The sequence below is a fragment of the Phaeobacter sp. CAU 1743 genome (genome assembly GCF_039839315.1).
GTDB classification, from domain to species: domain Bacteria; phylum Pseudomonadota; class Alphaproteobacteria; order Rhodobacterales; family Rhodobacteraceae; genus Phycobacter; species Phycobacter gallaeciensis_A.
Genome location: NZ_JBDOQR010000021.1, coordinates 1 through 24,272, shown reverse-complemented (window position 1 = coordinate 24,272; position 24,272 = coordinate 1). Strand labels below are relative to the sequence as shown.

Annotated in this window: 27 protein-coding genes; 1 reads left to right on the top strand and 26 read right to left on the bottom strand. The window is 63.7% G+C overall.

All coding sequences use genetic code 11. The features are described 5' to 3' along the window. Window positions 1-68: 68 nt before the first annotated feature. The 24 genes from AAFO90_RS10240 to fabD form a co-directional block, all read right to left on the bottom strand. On the bottom strand, window positions 69-353 hold the full coding sequence (locus tag AAFO90_RS10240; protein ID WP_347509341.1) for a hypothetical protein: 285 nt from the start codon (window positions 351-353) through the stop codon (window positions 69-71). Beyond that, window positions 350-4,318: a glycoside hydrolase TIM-barrel-like domain-containing protein gene (locus AAFO90_RS10235; protein WP_347509340.1), complete on the bottom strand. Its 3,969-nt coding sequence runs from the start codon at window positions 4,316-4,318 to the stop codon at window positions 350-352. Before AAFO90_RS10235 ends, AAFO90_RS10240 begins: the two co-directional genes overlap by 4 nt. Then, window positions 4,318-4,794, bottom strand: coding sequence for an NlpC/P60 family protein (locus AAFO90_RS10230; protein WP_347509339.1), 477 nt, complete (start codon window positions 4,792-4,794; stop codon window positions 4,318-4,320). Before AAFO90_RS10230 ends, AAFO90_RS10235 begins: the two co-directional genes overlap by 1 nt. Further along, complete coding sequence (locus tag AAFO90_RS10225) at window positions 4,791-5,678, bottom strand: DUF2163 domain-containing protein (RefSeq protein ID WP_347509338.1); 888 nt, start codon at window positions 5,676-5,678, stop codon at window positions 4,791-4,793. The genes AAFO90_RS10230 and AAFO90_RS10225 overlap by 4 nt, the downstream gene beginning before the upstream one ends. Further along, window positions 5,678-6,310, bottom strand: coding sequence for a DUF2460 domain-containing protein (locus tag AAFO90_RS10220; protein ID WP_347509337.1), 633 nt, complete (start codon window positions 6,308-6,310; stop codon window positions 5,678-5,680). The genes AAFO90_RS10225 and AAFO90_RS10220 overlap by 1 nt, the downstream gene beginning before the upstream one ends. Before the next feature lie 52 nt (window positions 6,311-6,362). Continuing rightward, window positions 6,363-7,019, bottom strand: a complete 657-nt coding sequence (locus AAFO90_RS10215) for a phage tail tape measure protein (protein ID WP_347509336.1) — start codon at window positions 7,017-7,019, stop codon at window positions 6,363-6,365. Beyond that, window positions 7,006-7,221 carry a rcc01693 family protein gene (locus tag AAFO90_RS10210; RefSeq protein ID WP_347509335.1) on the bottom strand — a complete coding sequence of 72 codons (216 nt, stop codon included), beginning with the start codon at window positions 7,219-7,221 and terminating at the stop codon, window positions 7,006-7,008. Before AAFO90_RS10210 ends, AAFO90_RS10215 begins: the two co-directional genes overlap by 14 nt. Then, window positions 7,218-7,541: a gene transfer agent family protein gene (locus AAFO90_RS10205; protein ID WP_347509334.1), complete on the bottom strand. Its 324-nt coding sequence runs from the start codon at window positions 7,539-7,541 to the stop codon at window positions 7,218-7,220. Before AAFO90_RS10205 ends, AAFO90_RS10210 begins: the two co-directional genes overlap by 4 nt. Window positions 7,542-7,544: 3 nt before the next feature. Next, window positions 7,545-7,958: a phage major tail protein, TP901-1 family gene (locus AAFO90_RS10200; RefSeq protein WP_065270409.1), complete on the bottom strand. Its 414-nt coding sequence runs from the start codon at window positions 7,956-7,958 to the stop codon at window positions 7,545-7,547. A gap of 45 nt (window positions 7,959-8,003) precedes the next feature. After that, the gene (locus AAFO90_RS10195; protein ID WP_347509333.1) at window positions 8,004-8,411 is read right to left on the bottom strand and encodes a DUF3168 domain-containing protein; all 408 of its coding nucleotides are present in this window, start codon (window positions 8,409-8,411) and stop codon (window positions 8,004-8,006) included. Then, window positions 8,408-8,758, bottom strand: coding sequence for a head-tail adaptor protein (locus tag AAFO90_RS10190; RefSeq protein WP_347509332.1), 351 nt, complete (start codon window positions 8,756-8,758; stop codon window positions 8,408-8,410). Before AAFO90_RS10190 ends, AAFO90_RS10195 begins: the two co-directional genes overlap by 4 nt. Further along, a complete protein-coding gene (locus tag AAFO90_RS10185; protein WP_347509331.1) occupies window positions 8,755-9,354 on the bottom strand; it encodes a head-tail connector protein in 600 nt (199 codons plus the stop codon). The genes AAFO90_RS10190 and AAFO90_RS10185 overlap by 4 nt, the downstream gene beginning before the upstream one ends. 170 nt (window positions 9,355-9,524) lie before the next feature. After that, complete coding sequence (locus AAFO90_RS10180) at window positions 9,525-10,706, bottom strand: phage major capsid protein (RefSeq protein WP_347509330.1); 1,182 nt, start codon at window positions 10,704-10,706, stop codon at window positions 9,525-9,527. Continuing rightward, window positions 10,681-11,166: an HK97 family phage prohead protease gene (locus tag AAFO90_RS10175; RefSeq protein WP_347509329.1), complete on the bottom strand. Its 486-nt coding sequence runs from the start codon at window positions 11,164-11,166 to the stop codon at window positions 10,681-10,683. Before AAFO90_RS10175 ends, AAFO90_RS10180 begins: the two co-directional genes overlap by 26 nt. Before the next feature lie 160 nt (window positions 11,167-11,326). Continuing rightward, window positions 11,327-11,545, bottom strand: a complete 219-nt coding sequence (locus tag AAFO90_RS10170) for a hypothetical protein (RefSeq protein WP_347509328.1) — start codon at window positions 11,543-11,545, stop codon at window positions 11,327-11,329. Beyond that, window positions 11,538-12,731, bottom strand: coding sequence for a phage portal protein (locus AAFO90_RS10165; RefSeq protein WP_347509327.1), 1,194 nt, complete (start codon window positions 12,729-12,731; stop codon window positions 11,538-11,540). The genes AAFO90_RS10170 and AAFO90_RS10165 overlap by 8 nt, the downstream gene beginning before the upstream one ends. Before the next feature lie 117 nt (window positions 12,732-12,848). Next, window positions 12,849-14,222, bottom strand: a complete 1,374-nt coding sequence (locus AAFO90_RS10160) for a terminase family protein (RefSeq protein WP_347509360.1) — start codon at window positions 14,220-14,222, stop codon at window positions 12,849-12,851. Then, window positions 14,119-14,466 carry a recombinase gene (locus tag AAFO90_RS10155; RefSeq protein ID WP_347509326.1) on the bottom strand — a complete coding sequence of 116 codons (348 nt, stop codon included), beginning with the start codon at window positions 14,464-14,466 and terminating at the stop codon, window positions 14,119-14,121. Before AAFO90_RS10155 ends, AAFO90_RS10160 begins: the two co-directional genes overlap by 104 nt. A gap of 315 nt (window positions 14,467-14,781) precedes the next feature. Then, window positions 14,782-15,936, bottom strand: a complete 1,155-nt coding sequence (mltG, locus tag AAFO90_RS10150; protein ID WP_065270417.1) for an endolytic transglycosylase MltG — start codon at window positions 15,934-15,936, stop codon at window positions 14,782-14,784. Beyond that, on the bottom strand, window positions 15,937-17,202 hold the full coding sequence (gene fabF, locus AAFO90_RS10145) for a beta-ketoacyl-ACP synthase II (protein ID WP_347509325.1): 1,266 nt from the start codon (window positions 17,200-17,202) through the stop codon (window positions 15,937-15,939). Between the two features lie 274 nt (window positions 17,203-17,476). Continuing rightward, window positions 17,477-18,220, bottom strand: a complete 744-nt coding sequence (locus AAFO90_RS10140; RefSeq protein WP_065273473.1) for a 1-(5-phosphoribosyl)-5-[(5-phosphoribosylamino)methylideneamino] imidazole-4-carboxamide isomerase — start codon at window positions 18,218-18,220, stop codon at window positions 17,477-17,479. A gap of 170 nt (window positions 18,221-18,390) precedes the next feature. Next, window positions 18,391-18,624, bottom strand: coding sequence for an acyl carrier protein (locus AAFO90_RS10135; RefSeq protein ID WP_065273474.1), 234 nt, complete (start codon window positions 18,622-18,624; stop codon window positions 18,391-18,393). Between the two features lie 421 nt (window positions 18,625-19,045). Further along, a complete protein-coding gene (gene fabG / locus AAFO90_RS10130; protein WP_347509324.1) occupies window positions 19,046-19,783 on the bottom strand; it encodes a 3-oxoacyl-[acyl-carrier-protein] reductase in 738 nt (245 codons plus the stop codon). 171 nt (window positions 19,784-19,954) lie between these two features. Continuing rightward, window positions 19,955-20,887 (bottom strand): ACP S-malonyltransferase, encoded by a 933-nt coding sequence (fabD, locus tag AAFO90_RS10125; RefSeq protein WP_347509323.1) that lies wholly within the window; start codon window positions 20,885-20,887, stop codon window positions 19,955-19,957. Window positions 20,888-21,075: 188 nt separating this feature from the next. Between fabD and AAFO90_RS10120 the strand changes: the two genes are divergently transcribed. Further along, on the top strand, window positions 21,076-22,332 hold the full coding sequence (locus tag AAFO90_RS10120; RefSeq protein WP_347509322.1) for a cytochrome b/b6 domain-containing protein: 1,257 nt from the start codon (window positions 21,076-21,078) through the stop codon (window positions 22,330-22,332). A 381-nt stretch (window positions 22,333-22,713) separates the two neighbouring features. On the opposite strand, the gene AAFO90_RS10115 is transcribed toward AAFO90_RS10120, so the two are convergent. Continuing rightward, entirely contained in the window at window positions 22,714-23,289 is a 576-nt protein-coding gene (locus AAFO90_RS10115) for a YceI family protein (RefSeq protein ID WP_274839125.1), read from the bottom strand. Between the two features lie 193 nt (window positions 23,290-23,482). Then, a complete protein-coding gene (locus tag AAFO90_RS10110; protein WP_347509321.1) occupies window positions 23,483-23,839 on the bottom strand; it encodes a hypothetical protein in 357 nt (118 codons plus the stop codon). Between the last annotated feature and the right edge of the window lie 433 nt (window positions 23,840-24,272).

Below are 24,272 nucleotides of genomic sequence, written 5' to 3'. Positions count from 1 at the left end.
ATTTGTGAAGAGAAGTATTTTCATTATGAATGGATCGCGGGGCAGACGTCCCATGCGTGCCGCACAGCTTACCCTATTCGCCCATGCACGGCGCGCAGGACCCGGATCGTGCAAGCAAGGTATTCGACATCATCGAGCGGTGGCTCATCCGCCAGCGGAAACCGCCGTGCTGCCGCGCTGAGGGTGCCATCGCCCCACCTGGGGTGCAACCCCATGCCCTGCTCCATATGGGCACAAGCCCGCGCGGCACCCGCAAACAGGCAGGCACAAAGGCGGGCGCGCTTTGCCTCGGGGACATGCAACAGCGCGCGGGCGGCGGAGGAGATATCACCCGGCAAGACGGGCCGCCTCATGTCAGCACCGCCCGGGCAGCAGGCCCGGCGCCGAACCGGTCAGAAACCTGCGCCACCTCAACCCGGTCCCCGGGCAATGCCCCATCCGCCACCTGCATCGCTACCGAGTAACTCCAGCCCGGCGCTGATAGGGTTACTTCCCGCAGAACCACGGGCCCGCGCAGGACGCGCAGCAGATATTCCTCACGCGCCTCTCCCAGCGGCACCTCCGGCAGGTCCCAGCTGTCGCCCTCGATCCGCGAGCGGCGGATCCAGCTGACCTGTATCGCCCCGCCCAGCGCGCCCTCTAGGCGCAGATGCACCGGCGCATAGGGGCGCAGGCCGTTGCCGTCAAAGGCCTCGATCCGGTGCACATAGCTTGGGTCTTCATAGCCTCGGCGCGCGGGGCCGATCCGGTAGTGACGCGCCCGTCGCCGCTGCGCCAGCGGCAGGTCGAGCTGGCGCAGGGCATCACCCAGCAGCACAACGAATGAGCCTTCGGGCCATATATCGGGCATCAGCCCATCGCTGCCCAGCTGGCCGCGCAAACGCCCGCGCAGCAGATAGGTCTCGGGCGCCACCAGTTCGGCACTGCGGAACTGGAAAATCTCCCAATTGCCATTGCTGCCATCGCCGATTGCAGCCGCATTGGCCCCGTTCAGCACCGCCAGCATATCGCGGCTTTGCAACTGCCCGAAGATCAGCTTGACCTGCAGATCGGCGCTCAGGTCCCAGCGCCCGACCGGCCCGCGCAGCAAGGGCGCCTGGGTGATCCCGACGACCGACCGGGCTGCGATCACCTCTTCCAGCATGTAGCCTTCGTCGGCCTGGGCGCCGTAGACCGCGACACTGCCTGGCCAGGGTTTGGCGGTGATGGCCAGGTGCGGCGCATGCGGGGTTTCCTCGCCCGTCAGCAAGGGCAGGTCCATGAGCAGCGGCAGCACCGGCACGGGCGCTGCGAATTCATTGATGCCGGGCAGCTCCTCGGTGCTGGGGGATGGGATATAGACACCGGGATCGATCCGCACCGCCTCTACCAGCTGCGCTTCGGCCATGTCGATACGATCCACCCGGTAAAGGGCGGGCGCGGCCTCGGCGCTCTCACTGCCCTGCCCCGAGGTCTCCTCCTTAGCGCCGGAGTCAGCAAGTGTCAGGGCGACCACATCCCCCACCGCAATATCCAGCCGCGATGGAGGTAGCACAAAGCGTGCGCTGTCGCGGGCGATGCAGGCCTCGATCAACCAGCGCTCGGCGATCTGGCGCGCTTCGGCGCGGGTGAGCACCATCGGCAGGTCGTGCTGGCCTACCGCATGGGTCACCTGATCGGGCAGAACCGCCTCTTGTGCGGCGAGATCGTAATTGGCGCCCCATTCGGCATAGCGCAACCGTACCCTGCCCGTCAGCTCGGCCTCGGCGGCGCGCTGATGGGCAATCTCTCCTTCCACCTCGGAGCTGTCGACCAAATGCTGCGGCTCCAGCAGACACGCATCGGTGCCCGTGCGCGGCAGGAAGCGCAGGAGCCCATCCTGTTCGATCACATCAAAGCCATCGCGCAGCATCAGGGGTTGCAGCGCGGCGCGGGCAGTCTCTGTTCCCTCAAGGCTATAGCCATGCACGATCCCGTAAAGCGAGCTGACATCAGTCTCGCTCACTCCGGAGCGGTCGCAGATCTCACTCACCACCGACGACAGCGTGCGCTGGCCGACACGCCCGTTCAACCAGTGCCCCCTTAGGTAATTCTCCCCGTCACTCCAGACGTCGCTCGCGGCGGGAAAGGCCGGAAAGGGCCGCGCGTCCCAGGCCCAGACATAGGCGTTATCCATATCCAGCATCGGCGCGTCATATTCTGCCGAGATGGGGTTGTTGGCCGGATCACTCCAATACCCCAGCATTGCGCGCAGGTATTGCAGCTGGATCAGATCATCGCGCTGGCCATTGGAATACTTCGGCAGTCTCGATTCCGAGCTTTTGGGATCAAGGAACCTGTTGGGCTGATTGGTACCCCGGTCGATGGCCGCGCAGCCAAGTTCCGTGAACCAGATCGGTTTGCTCTGCGGCTCCCACGCCGTGGGCAGCGGCTGACGCACGCCGCCGATCCGTTCGTGATGGAGATGGCCCCACCAGTTGCGCAGATCCTTGTAGCGCCAGATCCAGGGTTCCTGATGGGCGCCATCTGTGATTGGGGTGCGGATCTGGGCGGCTTCGGCCTCGGGCGAGTGGTAATACCAATCGTAACCTTCGCCCCCTTCGATATTGCCACGTAGGTAATCCAGATCATAGATCGCAGGCACTCCGGCTTCGGCGTCCAGATGGTCCGTGCCCTGCCGCCAATCGGACAGCGGCATGTAATTGTCGATCCCAATGAAATCCACCTCCGGATCGGCCCAGAGAGGATCCAGGTGGAAATAGCGGTCGCCTTCCGGGCTTTGGTAGCCCCAGTATTCCGACCAATCCGCCGCATAGCCGACCTTGACCTCAGCCCCCAGGATCTGGCGTACCTCGGCGGCCAACGCCCGCAGGGCCGTCACAGCCGGAAATCCGCTGACGCCCCGGATCTGGGTCAGCCCCCGCATTTCCGAACTGATGCAAAAAGCCGCCACCCCGCCCGCTGCGGCGCAAAGCGCGGCGTTGTGCAGAATGAAGCGCCTCAGCCCCCAGTCCTCGGGTCCACTATACGTGACCGTGCCATCGCCAATGGTGAAATCACTGGCCGAGGCCTGCCCCATGAAGGCGGCGACTTCGGCATCGGCAGCGGCGCTTTGATCCGGGCTACCTGCGCGCCCCGGCGCCACCGACAGGGTGATGCGGCCCCGCCAGGGCAGATGCGGCTGGTCCGGATCATCGCTCCATGGATCCGGCAGACCATTGCCTTCGGCCTGATCCATCAGGATGAAGGGATAGAACATCACCCGCTGCCCGGCAGCGTTCAGCGCCTTGATCGCCTCCACCACCGCCGCATCGGCCGGGGTGCCACCATAAAGGGGATTGTCGTCTTCGTCCTTCGGCACCTCCCCGGCGCTGCTGCGATCCTGTCCTGAGACCTGCCAGGGCATTCCGACGCCCTCGGCCAATTTCTGCTCCACCTTGGGTTTGATCCGGCACTCCCCGCAGCGCAGGTCATTGCCAAACCAGGACACGATCAACGAGGCGGCCCCGCAAGCCGGGAGTTCTTCCTCCAGCGCCGAAAGCGAGGTCAGAAGGTCTGTCTGCCCCGATGGCGAGTGGGTATTGGCGGCGCGCATATCACCGGGCCCACCGGAGTAGTTCACCGGGCTGCTGGCCAGCGCATATTCGCCTGTCCCCGGCATCAGCGCCACGCCCCGCACCAACTGCGCCGGATCAAGGTCGAACTCGGCACCGCCAGGCTGCACGCCACGTATCACCTCGAACGAGAACTGCGGCACCCGGTTGCCAAAGCCATCCAGCGCGATGTTCTCCATCACCACATAGGCGGTGCCGCGATAGGCAGGCACCTTGCCTGCGCCCTCGATGGCCTCCATCACTGGATCGGGCGCTTGATCCGGGGTGCCGCGATAGACCGTCATGTTGAGATCCAGCGGCGAAACTTCCTCCCCATCGGCCCAGACCCGCGGCACCGAGGCGATCTCCCCTTCGCAAAGGGCAATCGCCAGCGAGACCGAATAGCTGTAGCGCGTGACGCTGGGCTGCTTTGGCCCGCCCTTGCCGCCACCCGTGGTGGTGCTGCTTTCCTGAAAATCAGAGGCCCAGATCACCTGCCCGCCAATACGGGTGCGGCCCAGAACCTGCGCGATGGGTTGGCCTTCGCTGGCCTGGGTCAGGCGGAACTGGCTGACCTTGCCGGTTTCCACCGGGTCCGACCCGGCGCCAAGCAACCGTTCATCAATGGCCCGCCCCAGCGTCGCGCCCACCGCCCGGCCAATCGCAACCGAGGACAGCCCCGCGACCGTGCCACCCACGGCCCCGCCGATTGCGGCGCCCGCCGCAGAAAGAAGAATGGTCGCCATCAGCTCACCTCATCGGGAAATGCAAAACGCGCCACGATACGGCGCTGCCAGGGGCCGGTCAGCGCGCTTTCGACCACCACGCCGCCCGCGCTATAGGCATGAATGAACCGGGGCTGCCCCTGTGGCACCTCTGGCGCCCCCGTTGCGGATTGAATGCCAAGGTGTTTGGCCACGGCCCCGACGCGCATGCGAAACAACAAGACATCGCCGACCTCGCAGGCGGAGAGCGGTTTTGCCCGCAGATAACGCAGGGCCGCCTGCCATAGGCGTTCCTCGGCCTGCGGTTCGGACCAGTCCATCGTATAGGGCGGCAGCGGCGCCGGTTCCTGCGCGCAGTGTGCCCGCCAGATCCCCCGGATCAACCCCAGGCAATCGCAGCCCGCACCCCGGCAACTGGCCTGATGCACATAGGGCGTGCCAATCCAGTCCCGAGCAGCCTTGGCAATATCCGCGCCTGTCACCCTTCCGCCCGTCATCGGCGGCTGCCGCCGGTATTGGCGCCGGTGGAGCGCGGCACCGACATCACCCAGTCCTCTCCGGGGATATCGGGAAAGCCCTGAAAGTTGATGAGGTTGTTGAATTTGAGGCGGCAGGTCTCCATCCGCTTGTCGCAGCCCGCATCGAGCTGCAGCAGGTCGCCAGGCGCCACCGGGGCGCGCAGCGGCTCCCACAGTTCGATCAGGCGGCCCGTGGCATCGCTGCGGTCCTGTTTGATCGCGCTCCACAGCCCCTCAGCCGCGCCCGTCAGCACCGTCAGGCGCCCACGGGTAAACCAATCGTGTTCAAAGCCTGCCAGATCCTCCCAATAGAACAGGCGACCTTCCTCGTTGCGCTCTATCGCGCGGGTCTCGCTATAGCCGGGCAAGTCCAGATGGAAGCGGCAGGTGTCATCGCCCAGAACCGCGCTGCAAGGTTTCTGATAGACCCGGCCCAGCGGGCGGTTCAGTGCCTCGCTCAGCCCGCGTAGCTCGGCCTCAAAGGCACTGCCCGCGCGGCGCAGCTCTCCGATCGATCCGCGAAACTGCAGCCAGCGCAGCGACAGGTCCTGCCAGTCCACCAGCCAGCAGCGCACATCCGCCGCATCAAACCGTCCCGCCTCGATATCCTCGGCCCGCAGCGTGGTATCGGACAGCGCCCCCAGCGCCTCGGTATTGTCCACCGACAGGCCCGTCGCCTGTTGCAGCGCTCGTGCGGTCAGCCCCCTGCCCGCCTTGAACGTCATCCCGTCAAATGCCAGATCGCAGTCATGATCGGTAAAGCCAAAGAATTCGCCATCCCGGCAGGTCAGCCCCCAGGCCCGGCACAGTGTTGTCACCCCAGTGGCGAGGTGCGCCAGAAAAGGTTGCGACGGCCCGGCCATCAGATCCGCACCTCCACAATCGGCACATCCGGCACATCGCCCGCCTGAAAGGAGGCGACGCTGGTCAGGATCTGATCGGTGTCAAACCGCACCGGCACATCGAATTCAAAGCCCGCGACCACCCCCAGCCCGGCCTCGGGCGGATAGGCCAGCGTGATTTCACCCGTCGCGGTGTCGAGTTCGTAATCGACGCTCTCGCGCAATTCCTCCTGCTTCAGGCCCACGCGCACCGTTCCCGCCACCGGTTTGGCAATCGGGCGATGGTAGACCGAGGTGCCGGAGCGATAGGACTTCACCAGTTGGAAGCGCGTAGTCTGCCCATCGCCGGTGCCGATCACCTCGTCCCGGAAATCGACCTTTGCGCTGGCGCGGGCCGATTTGTAATCCGACCAGTCCTTCCAGCGAAAGCCGTACATCTGCCCCCGACGGGCCTCGAAAAAGGCAATCAGAACCTCGATATCCTCAAGCGAGCGCAGACCAAGCCCGGCATCATAGCGGCGCCGCGAGTGCGCCCAAGGGGTGTTACGCTCCTCATGGCCATTGGCGAGCGTGACGATATCAGTGCGCCGCTGCGGACCGCCGACCGAGCCGAAGCTGAGCGAGGCGGGAAATCGGACATCGTGGAAATTCATCGGAATACCCCCTTTTGGGATCTGTCGTTGGGTAGATCAGGCGGCGCGCAGATCAACGATTGCGGTTGCCACGCGACAGGGCGCGGGACAGGCGCGCGGCGATCTGTCCTTCGCTGCGGCGGAACCCGATCACATCCGGGGTGGCAATGTTCATAACCACCTGTGTTGCACCGCTGCCGGAACTGGTGACGCCAAGCGATCCGTCGGCGGTACGGCGCAGCGGCAGGATCGCCTCTGGCCCCGCTTCGCCCATCACCCCGGTGCCGCCGCGCATGGGAAACATCGTGGCGCCGCTGACCACGCCGCCCCGGGCAAAGGGCATCACCCGCCCCTGCGAAAAGGCGGCACCATCGGCAAAGGGCAGTATGTCGCTGACCAGATTGCCAACACCGCTGGCCAGCAGCCCGCCCACATGATCGGTGACCGGGCGGATGGCGGCGTTGTAGCTGGTGCGGATCATCGAACGCGCAACGGTATCCAGCGCGTCCGACAGGCTCTTGCCATCAAACACCACGCCTTCAAAGGCGCGGCGCAGCCCGCGTGACATGCCGCGTTCAAGGCTTTGCACATCCTTGCCCGTCGCGGCAAAGGCCTGGCGCACCCGGCGCAATTCCGTGTCGAAACTGGCCGCCATGCCGGCGGCATCCCCCAGCGCGTCGCCCAATGCCTCGCTGCGCAGTTCCAGTTCGGCGATTTCACTCTCCGCCATGGTCAGGGTCCTTTGCTTTCGGAGTATCGGGAAAGGCTGCGATCAGATCCTCAAGCCCTGCACGGTCCAGCGCCCCGCCAGCGCCCGCAGGAGTCAGCATCAGCCGCAGCTCGGCCGGGGTCAGGCGCCAGAAGGTATCGGGACTGAGGCGCAGACCAACCAGGCCGACACGCATCAACGCGGGCCAGTCAAAGCTGCTCATGCTTCTGGCCTGGGAAGAGAGAAACTGCGCGCCAGCAGCTGCGCCGCCACCCGCGCTGCGCCCAGCGGTCCCGCCGCGATATCGGCCTGGGCCAGTTCCTCGGCGCTTAAAGAATGGCCGCCGCCCTCAAGACCCGCCGCCAGCAGGGCAAGGATATCGCGGGCGGAAAACCGCCCCGCCTCGAACCGTTGCACCAGATCAACGAGACTTCCCTCTGCAAGGCTTTGCTCCAGCCCGGCCAAGGCGCCAAGGGTCAGCTTCAACGCGTAAGGCTTTCCATCGATGGTGATTTCCACCTCGCCACTGTAGGGATTTGCCATGGATCACACCGCGGTAAAGCTGAGCATCCCGGCGCTGGCCAGCGCCAGCTCGTAGGTGGCCTCGCCATTGTGGGTACCGGCATAATCCAGCGAGGTCACCTGAAACGGGCCTTCGATGATACCGAAATCGGGGATCACCACCTGAAAATCCGGGGTGATCCCGTCAAAGAACAGCTGCCGTGCCCGCTCATCCGTTCCCGCATCGCGAAACACCCCAGAACCCGAGATATTGGCCGAGCGCACCCCGGCGCCAGAAAGAAGCTCCCGCCAGCCGCCCTGGCTTTCAAGGCTGGTCACATCGACACTTTCGGCGTTGAAACTGATACGGGTGGCGCGCAGTCCCGCGATGGAATCGAATTGCCCATCGCCGGTCATATCCACCTTGATCAAAAGATCCTTGCCATTCTGTGCACCCATGGGGTCACTCCATTTTGTCTGGTTTTAAGGGATTGCCGGGTGGCGTTAGCTGTCTTCGACCCGGGCGGAAAACCGCAATACGATGCTGCGCCCGCCGCCACTGAGCCGCTGTGCCGCGGCGCGGTCGAACCAGAGGCCCACCAGCCGCCCCCGGCTGAGCAGCAACGGCGCATCACTCAATGCATCACAAACCGCCGCCGCCACGGATTTTGCATGGGCAAATCCGGCGGTGTCAGAAAACACACTAACCGTGAACCGGTGCCGCGCCCCGGCTCCTGTAGCATCCGAGCGGTCCTCGACCTCCTCTGGCCCCAGAGCCACGTAGGTCTGCGACAGGGTGCCCGACGGCAGTGCGTCGAACAGATCACTGCCGATGAGCGCACTCAGAGCCGGATCCGCCAAGAGGTACTGATAGACCGCGGCCTGCAGCGCGGCGGAAATGGCATAGCTCATGCGCCCAGCTCCTCGACCGCGAAACAGGTCAGATAGCGCGCGCCGGGGTCCGCTTCGCTCACCGCGTCGATGCGAAACCGGCGGGTACCTTCGCGAAGCCGCTGATCAGGACGCGGCCGCGCCGTCGCCCCCACCGGGGCGGCCCGCACCGTGATGCGATAGCGTTGCAGCGACAGGCTGCCGCCCTGCTGGTCTGCGTTGCGCCCGCTGAGCGCCGTGACCTCGGCCCAGAGGGTGCCAAGCGCGCTCCAGCTTTCGACATATCCGCCCGCGCCATCGGGCAGACGCCGCGGGTCCTCCAGCACCAACTGCCGGGACAGATGCGGACGGCGCGGCGCCGCGGTCATTGCACCGCCCTCAGGGACAGGCGCAGGGGACGATAGCGTTCGATCAGGCTGGTGACGCCAAATGGCATGCAACCGCCGTGCAGGCCGGTATCCTCGCGGTATTCGTAGTAATGCGCCGCCAGCATCAGAACCGCCTGCGCCAGATCGGCAGGCAAGCCGCCCCAATCCGGCGCCAGCCCAGCCGCGAAACTGACCCTCACCGAACCGCCCTTGGCAACGATGGGCAGGAACCCGCGCTGCGAGCAGAGTTTGGGATGATGGGTGTCGCGCTCCAGCCGGTAGAGTGCGGGGTCCACGATCACTTCGCTGCCCTCGGCATCCCGCATCACGATCTCGGTCACCGAGGTCACCGGCGCGACGGGCAGGAACTCAGCCTCTGCGTTGCGCCAGCGTGTCTGCTCCCAGGTGAAGCTGCGTGTTATCAGTATCTTGCCAGTCCGCGCTTCGATGGCAGAGAGCGCCGCACGCAAGAACCCGTTCAGAACACCGTCCTGAAGGCTGTCTTCGGAAAACCCGGTGCCCAGCCGCAGGTGCGCCTTGAAGGCCTCCAGCGGCAAGGCGCTGTCCGGCAGCGGCGCCACATCGGTCAATATCATCACATTTCTCCGCACTTCCCGGCGTCCTCATGGCTTTGTCTGATCGGCTGCAGCGGGCGCACATCCTCCCTGCCGCTCGGACGGAGGGGGAGCAGCTGGACGACAGGGAGTATCTGACATGCGCCCGCCGACGGGTCCGGGCTGCCGGTCCCGTCATCGGTCCCGGGCGGTTAGCTCAGGCCGAATTTCATCAGTTTGATGGCCGCAAAATCGCTGACATCACCGCCGATGCGTTTGGTTGCGTAAAACAGCACATGCGGTTTGGCGCTGAAGGGATCGCGCAACACCCGGAGGTCGGGCCGTTCGGCAATGGTGTACCCGGCCGCAAAATCGCCAAAGGCCACCGCGTAGCTGTCCGAGGCCACATCGGGCATGTCCTCGGCCACCAGCACCGGATAACCCATCAGCCGCGCCGGTTCGCCCGCCGCCAGACCGTCGGACCACAGGAAGCGGCCGTCAGCGTCCTTCAGCTTGCGGATCACCCCGGCGGTCTTGGAATTCATCACAAAACTCGCGTTGGCCCGGTAGCGCGCCCCCAGCGCATAGACCAGATCGACAATCGCATCTCCCGTGCCGATGCTGCCATCGGTGCCCGTCGCCACATAACCAAGGCTGCCCCAGCTCCAGCTGCTATTGTCGACCGCCGGGTGCGTCAGAATCCCGGTGGGTTTGTCGATCCCGTCACCGCTCAGAAAGGCCGCCGCCTCGGAGCGGGCGAATTTGTCGGCGATACGCCCGGCCAGCCAGCCCTCTATGTCAAAGGCGCTGTCGTCCAGCAGCCGTTGCGAGGCCTTGGGCAAGGCGCTGAGTTCATGCAGCGGGATGGTGATCCGGTCAATGGAGGGCGTGCCGGTTTCGACCGTGGGATCGGTTTCACTGGCCCAGCCTGCCTCCACATCCGTATGATCGATCAGCACATCGAACGAGGTCGCCTCGACATTCACGACCGAGGCCACGGCCCGGATCGAGGCTGTCAATTGCAGCACCGATTTCACCGTGTCCGCCGTTTGCGGATCCGCCAGGTAGCCGCCATCGCTGTTGACCACGGTGGACAGGGATTTACCGTCCAGGTCCAGCCCCCGCAACGCGCCCTCATCCCCCGAGCGCAGATAGCTGCCAAAGGCCTTTTGATGCGGAGCACCGATATCCTCGCCTGCGGCCAGCTGTGGCCGGTTCACCACCTGAGATTTTCGATCCAGCATTGTCATTCGCGCATCCACCTGTTTCAGTTTTTCCTGCACTTCACCCCGGAACCCCCTGAAGTCTTTGACAAAGCCGGAAACCGCCTGCCGGACTTCCTGCGCCAGAGGCGCCGTTTCTCCGGTGTCAGCCGGACTGTTGTGATTGCTCATCTGCCTGTCCTGTGTTGTGAAAGTCTTGCGCGCCCTGGATCCCCTCGGCATCCGCGCAGGCACCGCGCAGCTCCGCCGCAAGGGTCCGCAGAGCCTCATCTGCGCAGCGCCGCGATTTTGCCGCCACCCGGGCTGCCGCCAGCATCGGGAAGGTCACCAGCGAAACCTCCCAGAGATCCAGCTCGGTCAGTTGCCGTCCGCCCCCGGCCCGCCGGGTCGCCTTGACCGTGCGATAGCCAATCGACAGCCCGTCAATGGCCCCGGCCGTGATCAAGGACACCGCTTCGGCGCCGCGGCGGGTATCGGTCAGGACCCGGCCGCTGACCCAAAGGCCACGCGCATCTTCGCGTACCTCGTCCCAGACCCCAATGGGCTGCGCAGGATCGTGCTGCCACAGCATCTTGACCTTGCAGTCCCGCGAAGCCAGTGCCTGCAACGAGGCGCCATAGGCCCCGGGCATCACCACATCGCCGCCCTGATCGACCTCGCCAAACAGGCTGGCGTAGCCCCGACGACATTGTCCGCCGCAAGGGCAATCCCGCCGCCGCCTTTGGCAAACTTATGCTCCAATTCCATTTCAGGTCGCATGCAATACTCCCGATAACACTCTGAATTTGTGATCAAAGACCAACCAGAAAGGATTGAAACGCCTGCGCCAGGATCACCGCGGCGACGCCGTAAACAGTCAGCCACAGGCGTTTTTCCAACCGTTCCATCATCTGCTCCATCCGCTCCAGCCTGCGGTTCATCGCCTGATTCTGAATCTCGGTGACGCGTTCATGGGCCGACAGCCGCAATCCCGGAGAACAATCAAACGGGGGCAAGGGTACCTCAGACATCCGTCTCCCCCTCTGCCAGCGGCGGCAGGCCCAGCAGGCGGCGTTTTTCATCCCGGCTCAGGAAATCGGCGCGAGAGATCCGGCGCCACTGCGCCTCGCGCTCGGCTGCAAGTGCCGTCACCTGATCAAGATCCGGTTTCAGCTCCAGCGCCTCACCCGTAAATCCCGACAGCCAATCCGAAAGCGCCGTTGCCACACGGCCCGCCAGCGGCAGCACGGTCAGCCGGTAAAACGCGCGGTTTGCTTCCTGATAATTGGCGTAGGCAGCATCGCCGGGCAGGCCCAGCAGCATCGGCGGCACCCCGAATGCCAGGGCGATTTCCCGCGCGGCGGCTTCCTTGGTTTTTTGGAATTCCATGTCCGAGGGCGAAAACCCCATCGGTTTCCAGTCAAGGCCGCCTTCCAGAACCATCGGGCGGCCAGCATTGCGTGCACCCAGGAAATTCGTTTCAATTTCATCACTTAACCGTCGAAACTGATCCTCGGGCATCATGCCTTGCCCATCGCTGCCGGACCAGACCAGCGCCCCGGATGGGCGGGCAGCGTTATCCAGCAGCGCCTTGGACCAGCGCGAGGCAGCGTTGTGAACGTCCACAGCCGTCGCGGCGGCCTGCAAGGGTGCAAGCCCGTAGTGGTCGTCCTGCGGGTGGAAACTGCGGATGTGGCAGATCGGGCTGCGGGTGCCAGTGGCGGCAAACCGGTGCTTGCGCCCGCCCGCCGCATAGTCATAGGCCACCGGCCAGCCATCGCCCCCGGGAACGACGCTGATCCGGTCTGGGCGCAGCACGTGCAGCTCCGCCGGTAGTCCCTCCTCCCCGGCTACCGCCTCAACGTAGGCATTGCCAGACAGCAGGATATACCCGATCAGCGCCTCGATCAGGTCCGAGCGGGATTGCGCCGGGTTTGGCCGTGCGAGCAGAGTCAGCAGCGGATGGTTGTCATAGCGTTGCGTCGCGTCCTGCAAGATCAGCGGCAAAGAGGCAGCCGCCTCGGCGATCAGTTTGACGGCGCGAAATCCCACTGGATTGCCTGCAAAACCGCTGCGGGTCAGCGAGACGGCGTCGCGCAGGCTCCAGCTGACACCGCCCAGCCCGTGCCAGTTCACCACGCGGGCCGCCGCGCTTGCTTTCTGCTGCACCGGGGGTTCGGCTGCCCGTGTCTTGCGCCGCAGGAGGTCAAAGACCATGCTGCACTCCTCATGCTTGATCGGGCCAATCCGCCCTTTGCTGAGAAACAGTTGTGCCTGAGGGGAATGAAGATCCACGAAGTGCCGCGCCCGCCGGGGGCGCAACACCCCCCCGGATCAGAGCAGACGCGCCCGTGGCAAGCGCAGAGAGGCGGCAGGACGGATCATCAATTCGTGCAGGGCCCAGACCAACGCATCCAACCGGTCAGGCGATCCCTGGCCCAGATATCCCCGCGCCGTCATCTGGCACATCTGATCTTCGAGCGCAGCGAGCCCCTGCAGATGCGCCACGCGTCCCTGTTCATAAAGCGCCGCCACCGGTTCCGCCCGCGCCGCCTTGCCGCGCGCGGCGTGCAGGGCGCGAAAGGGCACCATCGGATCCACCTGCCGCAATACGCTTTCGACCAGCGCGCCGCCCTGATTGACCTCGGCCACCAGCCGGTCGGCGTCGAATTCCTCGCGCGCGCGGATCGCCGCCTGGGCCCAGGCCAGCGGCTGGGCGCCCTCCTGGGTGCGGTCGGCCAGCACGACGGCCCGCCAATCCTGTGGCGGCCCGTCGGTGATGGCACCGGCCACCACGATACCGCAGGCGTCCGAGGATTTTCCGGCGCTGACGGCAGGGTCCACCGCCACCACCACCCGGCTCAGCCGCGGCGCAGTCTCGACCCGGCCCCTCTCCAACTGTTCCGCCGACCAAAGCGCCCCCTCCACATCCGAGAGCAGCACCCCGTCCAGTTCCTGCCGCCCCAGCCGCGATCCGGCATAGCGCGTGCGGACCTCTGCCAGGAAGGAGGGCGCCAGATGGGCCCGGTTAACCTCGGTCGCGGCGTGGCTTTGTACCGTGCTGTCCCGCGCCAGCAACTCCCGCAGCAGCCGTGTATTGCGGGGCGTTGTGGTGACGCAGACCTGCGGGTGCGTGCCAAGCCGCAAGGCAAATTGCAGCATATCCCAGCAATCCCTGCCCTTTTTCCACTTGGCCAGTTCGTCCGCCCAGGCCGCATCGAACTGCGGGCCGCGCAGCGCCTCGGGATCATGGGCGGAAAAGGCCTGCGCCATCGCGCCATTGGCCCAGATCAACTTGCGCTCGCTCGGCTTCCACATCGGACGGCGATCCGAGGGAGAGCAAGCCAGCAACCCGCTGTCGCCGTGGATCATCACATCACGCACCTGATCGTATGTCTCGGCAATTAGTGCAACGCGCCGGGCCTTTCCTACGGCCAGGGGCGTCGCCCCCTCGACCTGCGCCCGCAGCCATTCTGCGCCGGCCCGCGTCTTGCCCGCCCCGCGCCCCCCAAGGATCACCCAGCAACGCCAATCGCCCTCTGGCGGCAGCTGATGGGGATGTGCCCAGACCTCAAACAGATAGGGCAACGCCCGCGTGGCCTGATCACTCAAGCTCTCCAGCAGGCGGCTCTGCAACTGCAGCGGCACGGAGGCAATCCAGGCGGCGGCAGATTTCAACCCGGGCCTCTTCAAGGTCGAGTTCAGCATCCCCTGCGGCGGTGTCATGGGTTCGCTCTGCAATCAACTTCTCCACTTTCTGGCTGTCCCGGATTAGGCTTTCGAGCTTCGCCACCTGCTGCCGCTCTCCCTGTGTCAGCGCCTCTGCACCGTTCTGCATCAGAGAGTCGTGCAAGCCCTCCGCCTCGTTGCGCAGCCGCAGCAGCGAGGCCTGCAAAGACCGCAACAGATCGCGGACAGGCCGATGGTCATCGGCGAGGTCTGGTGTTGTCATGGGAATAATCGGGCCTCATACGGAAATGCTCCGGATGAGAGAAAGAAAGGACGGCCGCCGACATGCGCTGCGGGGCCGCCAAGTTTCCTTCCAACTGCGGCTCAACTTATACGGGTTTCTGCCCATCATGTCAAGCGCTGCAGCAGGTTGGCAGAACGGCGGCGCCAATCCTTGTTAGGCTTTGCGGCCCGTCGGATGCAAAGCGACCGAGTAACCCGCGGTCCGCACGCAAAGAAAAAGGGCGCCGAAGCGCCCTTTTGTGTCTCTGTGAATTTGTCGTCCGCCGCTGGGTGCCAGCGTCAGATAAAGGACACCTCAATCGCTGCTACGCTCTGCCTCGATCTGGCGCCACTTGACCACGTTGCGGTTGTGTTCGGCCAGGGTTTCGGCAAAGGCATGGCCACCCGTGCCATCAGCGACGAAGAACAGGTAATCCGTTTCATCCGGATTGACCGCGGCCTCCAGGCTGGCAAAGCCAGGGTTGGCAATTGGGGTCGGCGGCAACCCTTCGATGACATAGGTATTCCAAGGCGTTACCCGGCGCAGCTCGCTTTGACGCAGGCCGCGTCCCAAGACGCCTTCGCCCTGCGTGACACCGTAGATCACCGTCGGGTCCGTCTGCAGGCGCATGCCGCGCTTCAGACGGTTGGTAAAGACGCTGGCCACCTGTCCCCGTTCCTCGGCGACGCCGGTTTCCTTTTCGATGATCGAGGCGAGGATCAGCATCTCTTCGGGCGTTTCCACAGCAGCATCCGCAGAGCGGCCTTCCCAGGCGGCATTGATGCGCAGGACTTGACGTTCCTGCATTTCTGCAAGGATCGCTGCCCGCTCATCACCGGGCGTGACCTCATAGCTGTCCGGCGCCAGCATGCCCTCGGGCGGGCGCTCACCGGGATCACCTTCAAGGATATCCATGGACTTTAGTGCCTCGGTCACCTGCCAGCTGGTCACACCTTCGGCCAGTGCGATGCGGAACCGGGTGTCGGCTTCGGCCTTTTTCTCAAGGTATTCGGCAGGCGCTTCATCCTCGGCGGGGTTGAATTCGGCTCGCTCCACGAACCGGTTGCTGGCCGGATCCAATTCGCGCACCTCAGCCAGAACCCGGGTGACGCCGACGCGATAGACGATCTCGGTGCCGCAGGTGCTGGCGCCGCCACGGGTGATCTGATCGACGATCTCCTCCATCGAGGCGCCGGGCTGTACCAGGTAGCTACCTGCCTTCAGCAGCGATGCCTTGTCGCTGTACTTCACACCAACCCGGAACAGGGCCCCGGATGTCACCGCGCCCTGATCCTCCAGCGTGCGGGACACGCGGGTCATGTTGGAGCCGCTTTTGACGCGCAGGCAGATGGCCTGCTCCAGCGGTCCCTCAGAGGTGTATTGCGACTGGCCCCACATGATGACGCCGCCCAAGAGGAACAGCGCCACGATGAGGACCGTCAGCATGTTGGAGGCCAGTGCGCGCCACATTTATTTCGGCTTTCCGAAAATCACCGAAGCATTGGTGCCGCCAAAGCCAAAGGAGTTCGACAGGGCCACGTCGATCTTGCGTTCGCGTTTGGCGTTGGGCGCCAGATCGACCCGGCTTTCAATGGCGGGGTTGTCCAGGTTGATGGTCGGCGGTGCCACCTGATCGCGGATCGCCAATATCGAGAAGATCGCCTCGATCGCGCCGGCCGCACCCAGAAGGTGCCCGGTCGACGATTTGGTGGAGGACATGGTGACATTGCCCGCGTGATCGCCCAGCATCCGCTCAACCGCGCCCAGCTCGATGGTGTCGGCCATGGTCGAGGTGCCATGTGCGTTGATGTAATCCACGTCTGTCGGCTTCAGGCCCGCATTGGACAGCGCGGCCCGCATGGCGCGCTCGCCACCCTCACCCGATTCCGACGGGGCGGTGATGTGATAGGCGTCGCCCGACATGCCGTAACCCAGGACCTCGGCATAGATCTTGGCGCCGCGCACCTTGGCGTGTTCGTATTCTTCCAGCACTACCACGCCGGCGCCCTCGCCCATGACGAAACCATCGCGGTCCTCGTCATAGGGGCGGCTCGCGGATTGCGGATCGTTGCCGTATTTGGTGCTGAGCGCCTTGCAAGCGTTGAAGCCCGCGATGCCGATCTCGCAGATTGCCGCCTCGGCGCCGCCAGCGACCATTACATCTGCGTCGCCTGCGCGGATGATGCGGCTGGCATCACCGATGGCGTGCGCACCGGTGGAACAGGCGGTGACGACCGAGTGGTTCGGGCCGCGGAAGCCATAACGGATCGACACCTGACCGGAGGCAAGGTTGATCAGCGAGCCAGGAATGAAGAAGGGAGAGACACGGCGCGGACCGCGTTCCTTGATCAGAACCGCGGTGTCTGCGATCGAGCTGAGCCCGCCGATGCCGGAGCCGATCATCACGCCGGTGCGCAGCAGGCTTTCCTCATCGCTCGGGGTCCAGCCCGCATCCTTGACGGCCATATCCGCAGCCGCCATGCCATAGAGGATGAAATCATCCACCTTGCGCTGTTCCTTCGGGGCAAGGAACTCATCGGGGTTGAAGGTACCATCGGTGCCATCACCGCGCGGGACTTCGCAGGCATAGGTGGTGGCGACGCCGCTTTCATGGGCATCGAACAGGGTGATCGGCCCGGCGCCGGATTTACCTTCCAGCAGACGCGACCATGTTTCTTCTACCCCGCTGGCCAAAGGGGTAACCAGGCCAAGTCCGGTGACAACTACTCGACGCATTCCATGCTCTCCTCTGCCTCGGCATTTTTCGCCCATCCAGATACCTTGGATTTACCAAAAGGTGCAAGAGCGCCGACGCAGGTCCGCGCAGATGGGCCGGTCGGACTGTATTGTCGGAGAGCCACCAAAGAAAAACACCCTACGGCCTGCTGCGCCGAAGGGTGTTTTCATTTCTTTTCAGCAGACTAAGCGACTGACCTATCACCTTGGTAGCCCGGAGCATCCGCCGCCGGAGCCCGCAGAGCGCCGAAATAACGACCGCGTCATCGGTGCTTTAGCGAAATTCCGCGACGGGTTCGGGTTGCGGACGCGCGGTTTCCAGCGCTTCCTCAAGCGTCAGCGTCTTGCGGAACAGCGCCCGCCCGACCAGGGCACCGGCAATATTGGGGATGTATTTCAACCGCGAAATGTCATCCACGTTGCGCACCACGCCGCTGGCGATGACCGGCGCTTTCGCCTCGGCTGCTAGGCCGGAAATCAGACCCAGCTGCGCCTCGACCTCGGACATGTCGCTGTCGATATCGGTGACCAGGATTGCCGCGAAAGGCGCGTTTTCAAAGGCGGCGATATAGGCTTCAGGAGAGAACGCACCGGATTGGCGCCAGCCTTCGGTCATCACCTGCCCCTGCCAGACATCCACCGCGAGCACGATCTGATCGGGGTGTTGCTTGGCCAATTCGCTGACCAGCGCAGGATCCCGCGCGGCCAGGGTGCTGACGGTGACCCGCCCGGCACCAAGGTCGATCCAGTGCTCGACCTGCTCGCGGCTTCGCAGGCCGCCCCCCAGTTGCACCGGAATGCCGACGCTGCGGATGATTTCCTCGACAAGGGCAGCATTGGAATCATCGCCCTGCACCGCATTGAAGTCGGTCAGGTGCATCCATTCCGCTCCGGCGGCCGCAAAATCCTTGGCCGTCTTGACCGGATCCACATGCCAAAGAACCGGTTCCTCCAGGCGCCCCTTGTCCAGCGTTACGCAACCGCCGTTCATCAGCTCCATCGTGGGGTAGATCATCATGGCATAGGTCCTCCTAGCGGGTTGGATCAGGATATCGTCCCCAGCATACCACAGACTGGGGACGTCCATGATCACCTCGCCACAAAACCGTCCACCCTCCATGACGCAAAACGGCGCTTCCCGGTAGGAAAGCGCCGCCTTGGCATTCACAGATATGTGAATGACGTATCTTAGGAAGCTTCAGTGATGAATTTCACTGCGTCGCCGAAGGTCTGGATGGTTTCGGCTGCATCGTCCGGAATTTCGATTCCGAACTCTTCTTCAAAGGCCATAACCAGCTCGACCGTGTCCAGGCTGTCTGCGCCCAGGTCGTCGATGAACGAGGCATTCTCGGTCACTTTGGCTTCTTCAACACCCAGGTGCTCTACAACGATCTTTTTCACGCGGTCTGCGACGTCGCTCATATCCATTCCTCGTTTTTTCTTCAGGGCAATCTGCCCGGTTTTGCCCTTACCCGCTCGGGCTGGCGTGGTTTTGCCCGATCCGGGCGGTTGTGCCCCCGCCGGGCGGGGGCTGACCGAGACAGGGGTCAAACCCCTTCGTCAGCGGAAATATGGGCCGCCTATAGCACAGACGCGCCCAGAGGCAAACGTTTTCGCGCCGTTCCGGGTGATCCAGAGAACGGGTTAAAACGCGTGCTGCACTGGCAAATGGAGGTTGTGGGGAACGCCCACAAGCCCCGCGCCGCGGATTTCACCATAAAGTTTTTGTTAACAGATACTTGTGAAGGAGATCACCTCTGACAGACGCAAAAAAGGAGCCCGAGAGGGCCCCTTTTTCATCATTCTGCAACGCCGCAATCCGGCGCGGCAAGGCTATTGCTAATCACAGCATCGCCATACCGCCATTCACGTGCAAGGTGCTGCCGGTCACATAAGCGGCCTCAGCGCTGGCAAGGTATAGAACCGCGGCAGCGATCTCTTTCGAATCTCCCATGCGGCCTGCTGGGATCTGGGTCAGGATCGCGTCCTTTTGGTTGTCGTTCAGCTTGTCGGTCATCGCTGTGGCAATGAAACCGGGGGCAACCGCATTGACGGTGATGCCCCGGTTGGCCACTTCATAGGCGAGGGATTTGGACATGCCGACCATACCGGCCTTGGAGGCTGCGTAGTTGGCCTGCCCCGGGTTGCCGGTCGCACCGACCACTGAGGAAATATTGATGATCCGGCCCCAGCGCGCCTTCATCATGCCGCGCAGCACGCCCCGGCACAGGCGCATGGTGGACGTGAGGTTCACGTCCAGAACGCTCTGCCATTCCTCATCCTTCATGCGCATGAACAGGTTGTCTTTGGTGATGCCTGCGTTGTTCACGAGGATATCAACGGAGCCCATTACCTCGGCCGCCTGTTTCGGCAGCGCTTCGACGGCGTCCGCGTCGCTGAGGTTGCAAGGCAGCACAAAGGCGCGCTCGCCCAGTTCCTCGGCCAGGGCCTTCAGCGGCTCTTCGCGGGTGCCGGAAAGGGCAACAGTGGCGCCAGCAGCATGTAGCGCGCGGGCGATATCGCCGCCAATGCCGCCGGATGCGCCGGTGATGAGGGCAGTCTTGCCAGTCAGATCAAACATGTTCTTTTCCTCAAGTCTTTGAACGGCCTCATGCAGAGACGCTATTTATGGTCTTCTCCCGGCGCGCAAGCGTCGGGACGCGTCCGCCCGCCCCATGGCGGGCGCGTTTACGCCCACCCGGGCGACCACGTCCCGCCGGGCAACCGGCAGACATATCGCTCAGGCCGCGCGTCAGCCTTCAACCGCAGCTTTAACGCCCTCGGCGGTGCCGAACTGACGGCAAGTCAGGCTGCGGTCGATCTTGCGGATCATACCGGACAGGGCCTTGCCCGCGCCGATTTCCCAGAATTCGGTCACACCCTTGGCGGCCATCGCCTGCACGCTTTCGCGCCAGCGCACCGAGCCGGTGACCTGCTCGACCAGCAGCTGGCGGATGGTATCGGGATCGGTCACCTCATCAGCGCGCACATTGGCGATCAGCGGCACGGCAGGGGCTTTGATTTCAACACCAGCCAAGGCCTCGGCCATCACATCGGCGGCAGGCTGCATCAGCGCGCAGTGGAATGGGGCACTGACCGGCAGCATCACGGCGCGCTTGGCGCCCTTTTCCTTGGCAATCACGGCGGCGCGCTCAACGGCGGCCTTGGAACCGGAGACCACAACCTGCGTCGGGTCGTTGTCATTGGCGGCCTGACAGACCTCGCCCTGAGCGGCCTCTTCTGCAACCGCCCGAACCGCATCAAGATCCAGCCCCAAGATCGCGGCCATTGCGCCCTCGCCCACCGGCACGGCGTCCTGCATGGCAGCGCCGCGGGTGCGCAGCAGACGCGCGGTATCGGCAACCGAGATCGCCCCAGCGGCAGCCAGCGCGGAATATTCCCCCAGCGAATGCCCGGCGACAAAAGCGGCCTTGTTGATGGTGATACCGTCGGCCTCAAGTGCGCGCATCGCGGCCATGGAGGTCGCCATCAGCGCCGGCTGGGCATTGCGAGTCAGGGTGAGGGTTTCGATATCGCCCTCCCAGATCAGGTTGCTAAGGGATTCCCCCAGCGCCGCGTCGACCTCGTCAAACACCGCTTTTGCGGCGGGATAGGCCTCGGCCAACTCCTTGCCCATGCCGATTGTCTGGGCACCCTGCCCGGGAAACACGAATGCGACAGTCATCAAAGACCCCATCTTTATTTGCCATTTCAGCCGGTTTAGACGCAGCTGACCCTGCGTACAAGGGATCTGCATTCGATGCCGCGTCAGCGCACCTCCCATGTGCACCGGTTGACAGCTGCCCGCATTGCATGCGCGCGCCCGCACGGTAGGCTGTAGCCGTATCCCGTACCCAAGGAGGGTTTGTCCCCGTGTCCCGCCGCAATTCTTTCTCCAGCTACGGCAGTGTTGCCAAGACGTTTCACTGGCTGACAGCCTTGCTGATCCTTGCCGCCTTCCCGCTTGGCTATTTTGCCAACGAGCTGGCACACACCATCCAAAGCCCCGGCTTTGACGGCGCGCAGGAAACCATTTCCCGCGCCACGCTGTTGTTTTCCCTGCACAAGACGGTCGGCGTTGCCGTGTTCTTTGTGGCCCTGGCCCGGATTCTCTGGGCGGTGACGCAGGAGAAGCCGGGGCTGCTGCACCCAGACAACAAGCCCGAAGCACTGGCGGCTGAAATCGTGCACTGGATGCTCTATATCTCTCTGGTGGCGGTGCCGCTGACCGGCTGGATCCACCACGCCGCGACAACGGGCTTCGCACCGATCCTCTGGCCCTTTGGCCAGTCCCTGCCCTTTGTCGCCAAATCCGAAAGCGTTGCCAGTCTATTTGGCGCGGCACATGGTATTCTGGTCTGGACCCTGCTGGCCGCGCTGGCCCTGCACGTGGCGGGCGCGCTGAAGCATCATGTGATCGACAAGGATTCGACCTTGCGTCGTATGCTGCCCGGATCCGGCGATATGCCCGTGCCCCCGGCGCAAAGCTACAGCGCCCTTCCTGCCCTTGCCGCCATTGCCGTCTTTGCAGTGGTCCTTGGTACCGGTGCGTTCCTTGGTCTCGACGACGACCAAACCGCCACAGCAACGCAGGCCGAAGCCCCTGCACCGCAGTCCACCGCGAGTGCAGAAACCGAGACACCAGATACCTCTGGCTGGCGCGTCGAGAGCGGCACCCTTGCCATCTCGGTTGTGCAGATGGGCAGCAGCGTAACCGGTCAGTTCGCCGACTGGAACGCCGACATCAATTTCGAAGAGCCTACTGCGCCGGGACCGGCTGGCGATGTTTCCGTCACCATCTCGATCGCTTCGCTGACCCTTGGATCGGTCACGGACCAGGCGATGGGCCCGGATTACTTCGATCAGGCGACATATCCCACCGCAACATTCGAAGGTGAGATCGAAAAGACCGCAGACGGCTATCAGGCGGTTGGACCGCTCACCATCCGCGATCAAAGCGTGCCCATCACCTTGCCATTCGAACTGACCCTGGACGGTGACAAAGCAAGCATGCGCGGACAGACCACCGTCAACCGGCTGGATTTCAATATCGGTCAGGGCACCCAGGACGAAGGCACTCTTGCCTTTGCGGTGGAGATCTCGGTGGAGCTGGAGGCGACGCGCAACTGACGGCGCGGCTTCCCCCGATCAAAGCGCTTCTTTACGCGGGCCACACCAGTGGCCCGCGTTTTCGTTTAGGCCATCGATAATCGTATGCGGGTACAAAAGGACGGCAGAGCCTCCGCATAGGGGCGGCCCCGACAGTTACAGCCTCCACGGTGCAATGAGGCCAACGGAATGAAAACCCGTACCTGTTGTCCTCCACGCCATAACCGGTGACGCAGCAGGGATCCTAACGCTCCTGCTGAGATGCCTCCCTGCCCGCGGCTCCTCCGGCCATCGCTCCGAGAGCCTATTGAAGCCCCCCAGAGCGCACCACACCAGCGCGCACAAAAAAGCCGCCGGTCCCAGACTGGAACCGGCGGCGGATCTTACGATCGAGTCAGTAGCTTATTCAGCTTTCATCGCTTCGATGGAGATCTGAACCTGGACTTCATCGCTGACGTAAGGAGCGAATTTTTCCAGACCGTAGTCGCTGCGCAGCAGCGTGGTGGTTGCGTTGAAACCGGCCCAGGGCTTGCCCGCCATCGGGTGATCACCCGACTGGTTCAGCTTGGCATCCAGGACGACAGATTTGGTCACACCGTTCAGTGTCAGATCGCCGGTGATGTGCGCGGTGTTCTCGCCGGACACGTGGATCTCGGTGGAGGTGAAGGTCACCATTTCATCTTCGGTTGCCGCAAAGAAGTCATTGGACATGAAGTGATCGAAACGCGCCTGCCAGCCGGTCAGCATCGACATCACGGGCATCGACACGGAAACGCTGGAGGCTGCCGGATCTTCCTTGTCGAACATGATCTCGCCTTCAAACCCCGAGAACATGCCCCAAGTGGTCGAAAAGCCGAGGTGGTTGTAGTTGAACACCACCTGGCTGTGGCTGGAATCCAGCACGTATTTTTCAGGCGCGGCGACAGCGGCGGTGGCGGCGGCGCCGGTCAGGGCGGCGGCAAGCAGAAGGTTTTTCATCGTCAGAGGACTCCGTTGGAACGAATTTTGTATGCCCAACACCTGTGCCACCGGGCGACGAAATGAAACTGGCAATTTTCCACATTGTCTGTTCCTAACCGAACAGTTACCCGCGAACCGGGAAGTTGTCCTTTTGATTGCAATACCTTACCGAGCAACCGCGAAAATCCTGCGCCCATTTTTCAAGCGGTTTTCAGGTCAGCAGCGGCACAGATCCGCTGAGCTGATCGCGCAACAGGCTGCGAGACTGCACAGTACTCAGCGGCACCTCGAACAACAAGCTGCCATCCGCCTCGAACAACTGAACCGTGGCCGAGGTCAGCCGTGCTGCCCCAAGGCTGTCATAGCGGCGGCGCAGAATAGTCCGGACCGCGCCTTGGCTATTGGTTCTCAGGACCCGCAATTCCCGCCGCACCGGATCGAAACACACCTCTGTGCCGGGCCGCAGGGGCCGTATGGTCAGCAGAACCATCCCCAGAAAGAAAAAGACCACGCAAACGCCCACCCGGATCACTTTGTCCCCCGGGTGCATCATTTCCGCGTTCATCATCCACAGCCCTCCCGCGCAGAGCAATAAAGCCACGCCCAGCATCTGCAGCAGCATCCTCCGCATCGGCCAATTCGCTTTGAACCCCAGCACAAGCGACCCGCCCCTCATGGCGCCAGGGGCTGTGGCAAAGGATCCGGGAATGACGGGGTGCGGGATCTGGGCTAGGCACATGGGGTCCTCACTGTAGCTGGCCGGGCAAACCGACGCTCGTTAATGCTTGATTAACCACGTTGAAGCCGATGAATGCGGCAGTATTTTGACCAAACCAAGGGGGTTTCCCGCACGCCACAGTGGCCTTAAGCATGACCTTAGAGCCCGATTTGAAACTAATTGAGTGAGTTCAGGAGGTTGTGTTTCTGTTCGGGTACGACACTGAACGGAGACCACGATGGCCTGGACCGAACTCACCCGCAGCCAGCATGCCCGTGAGGGC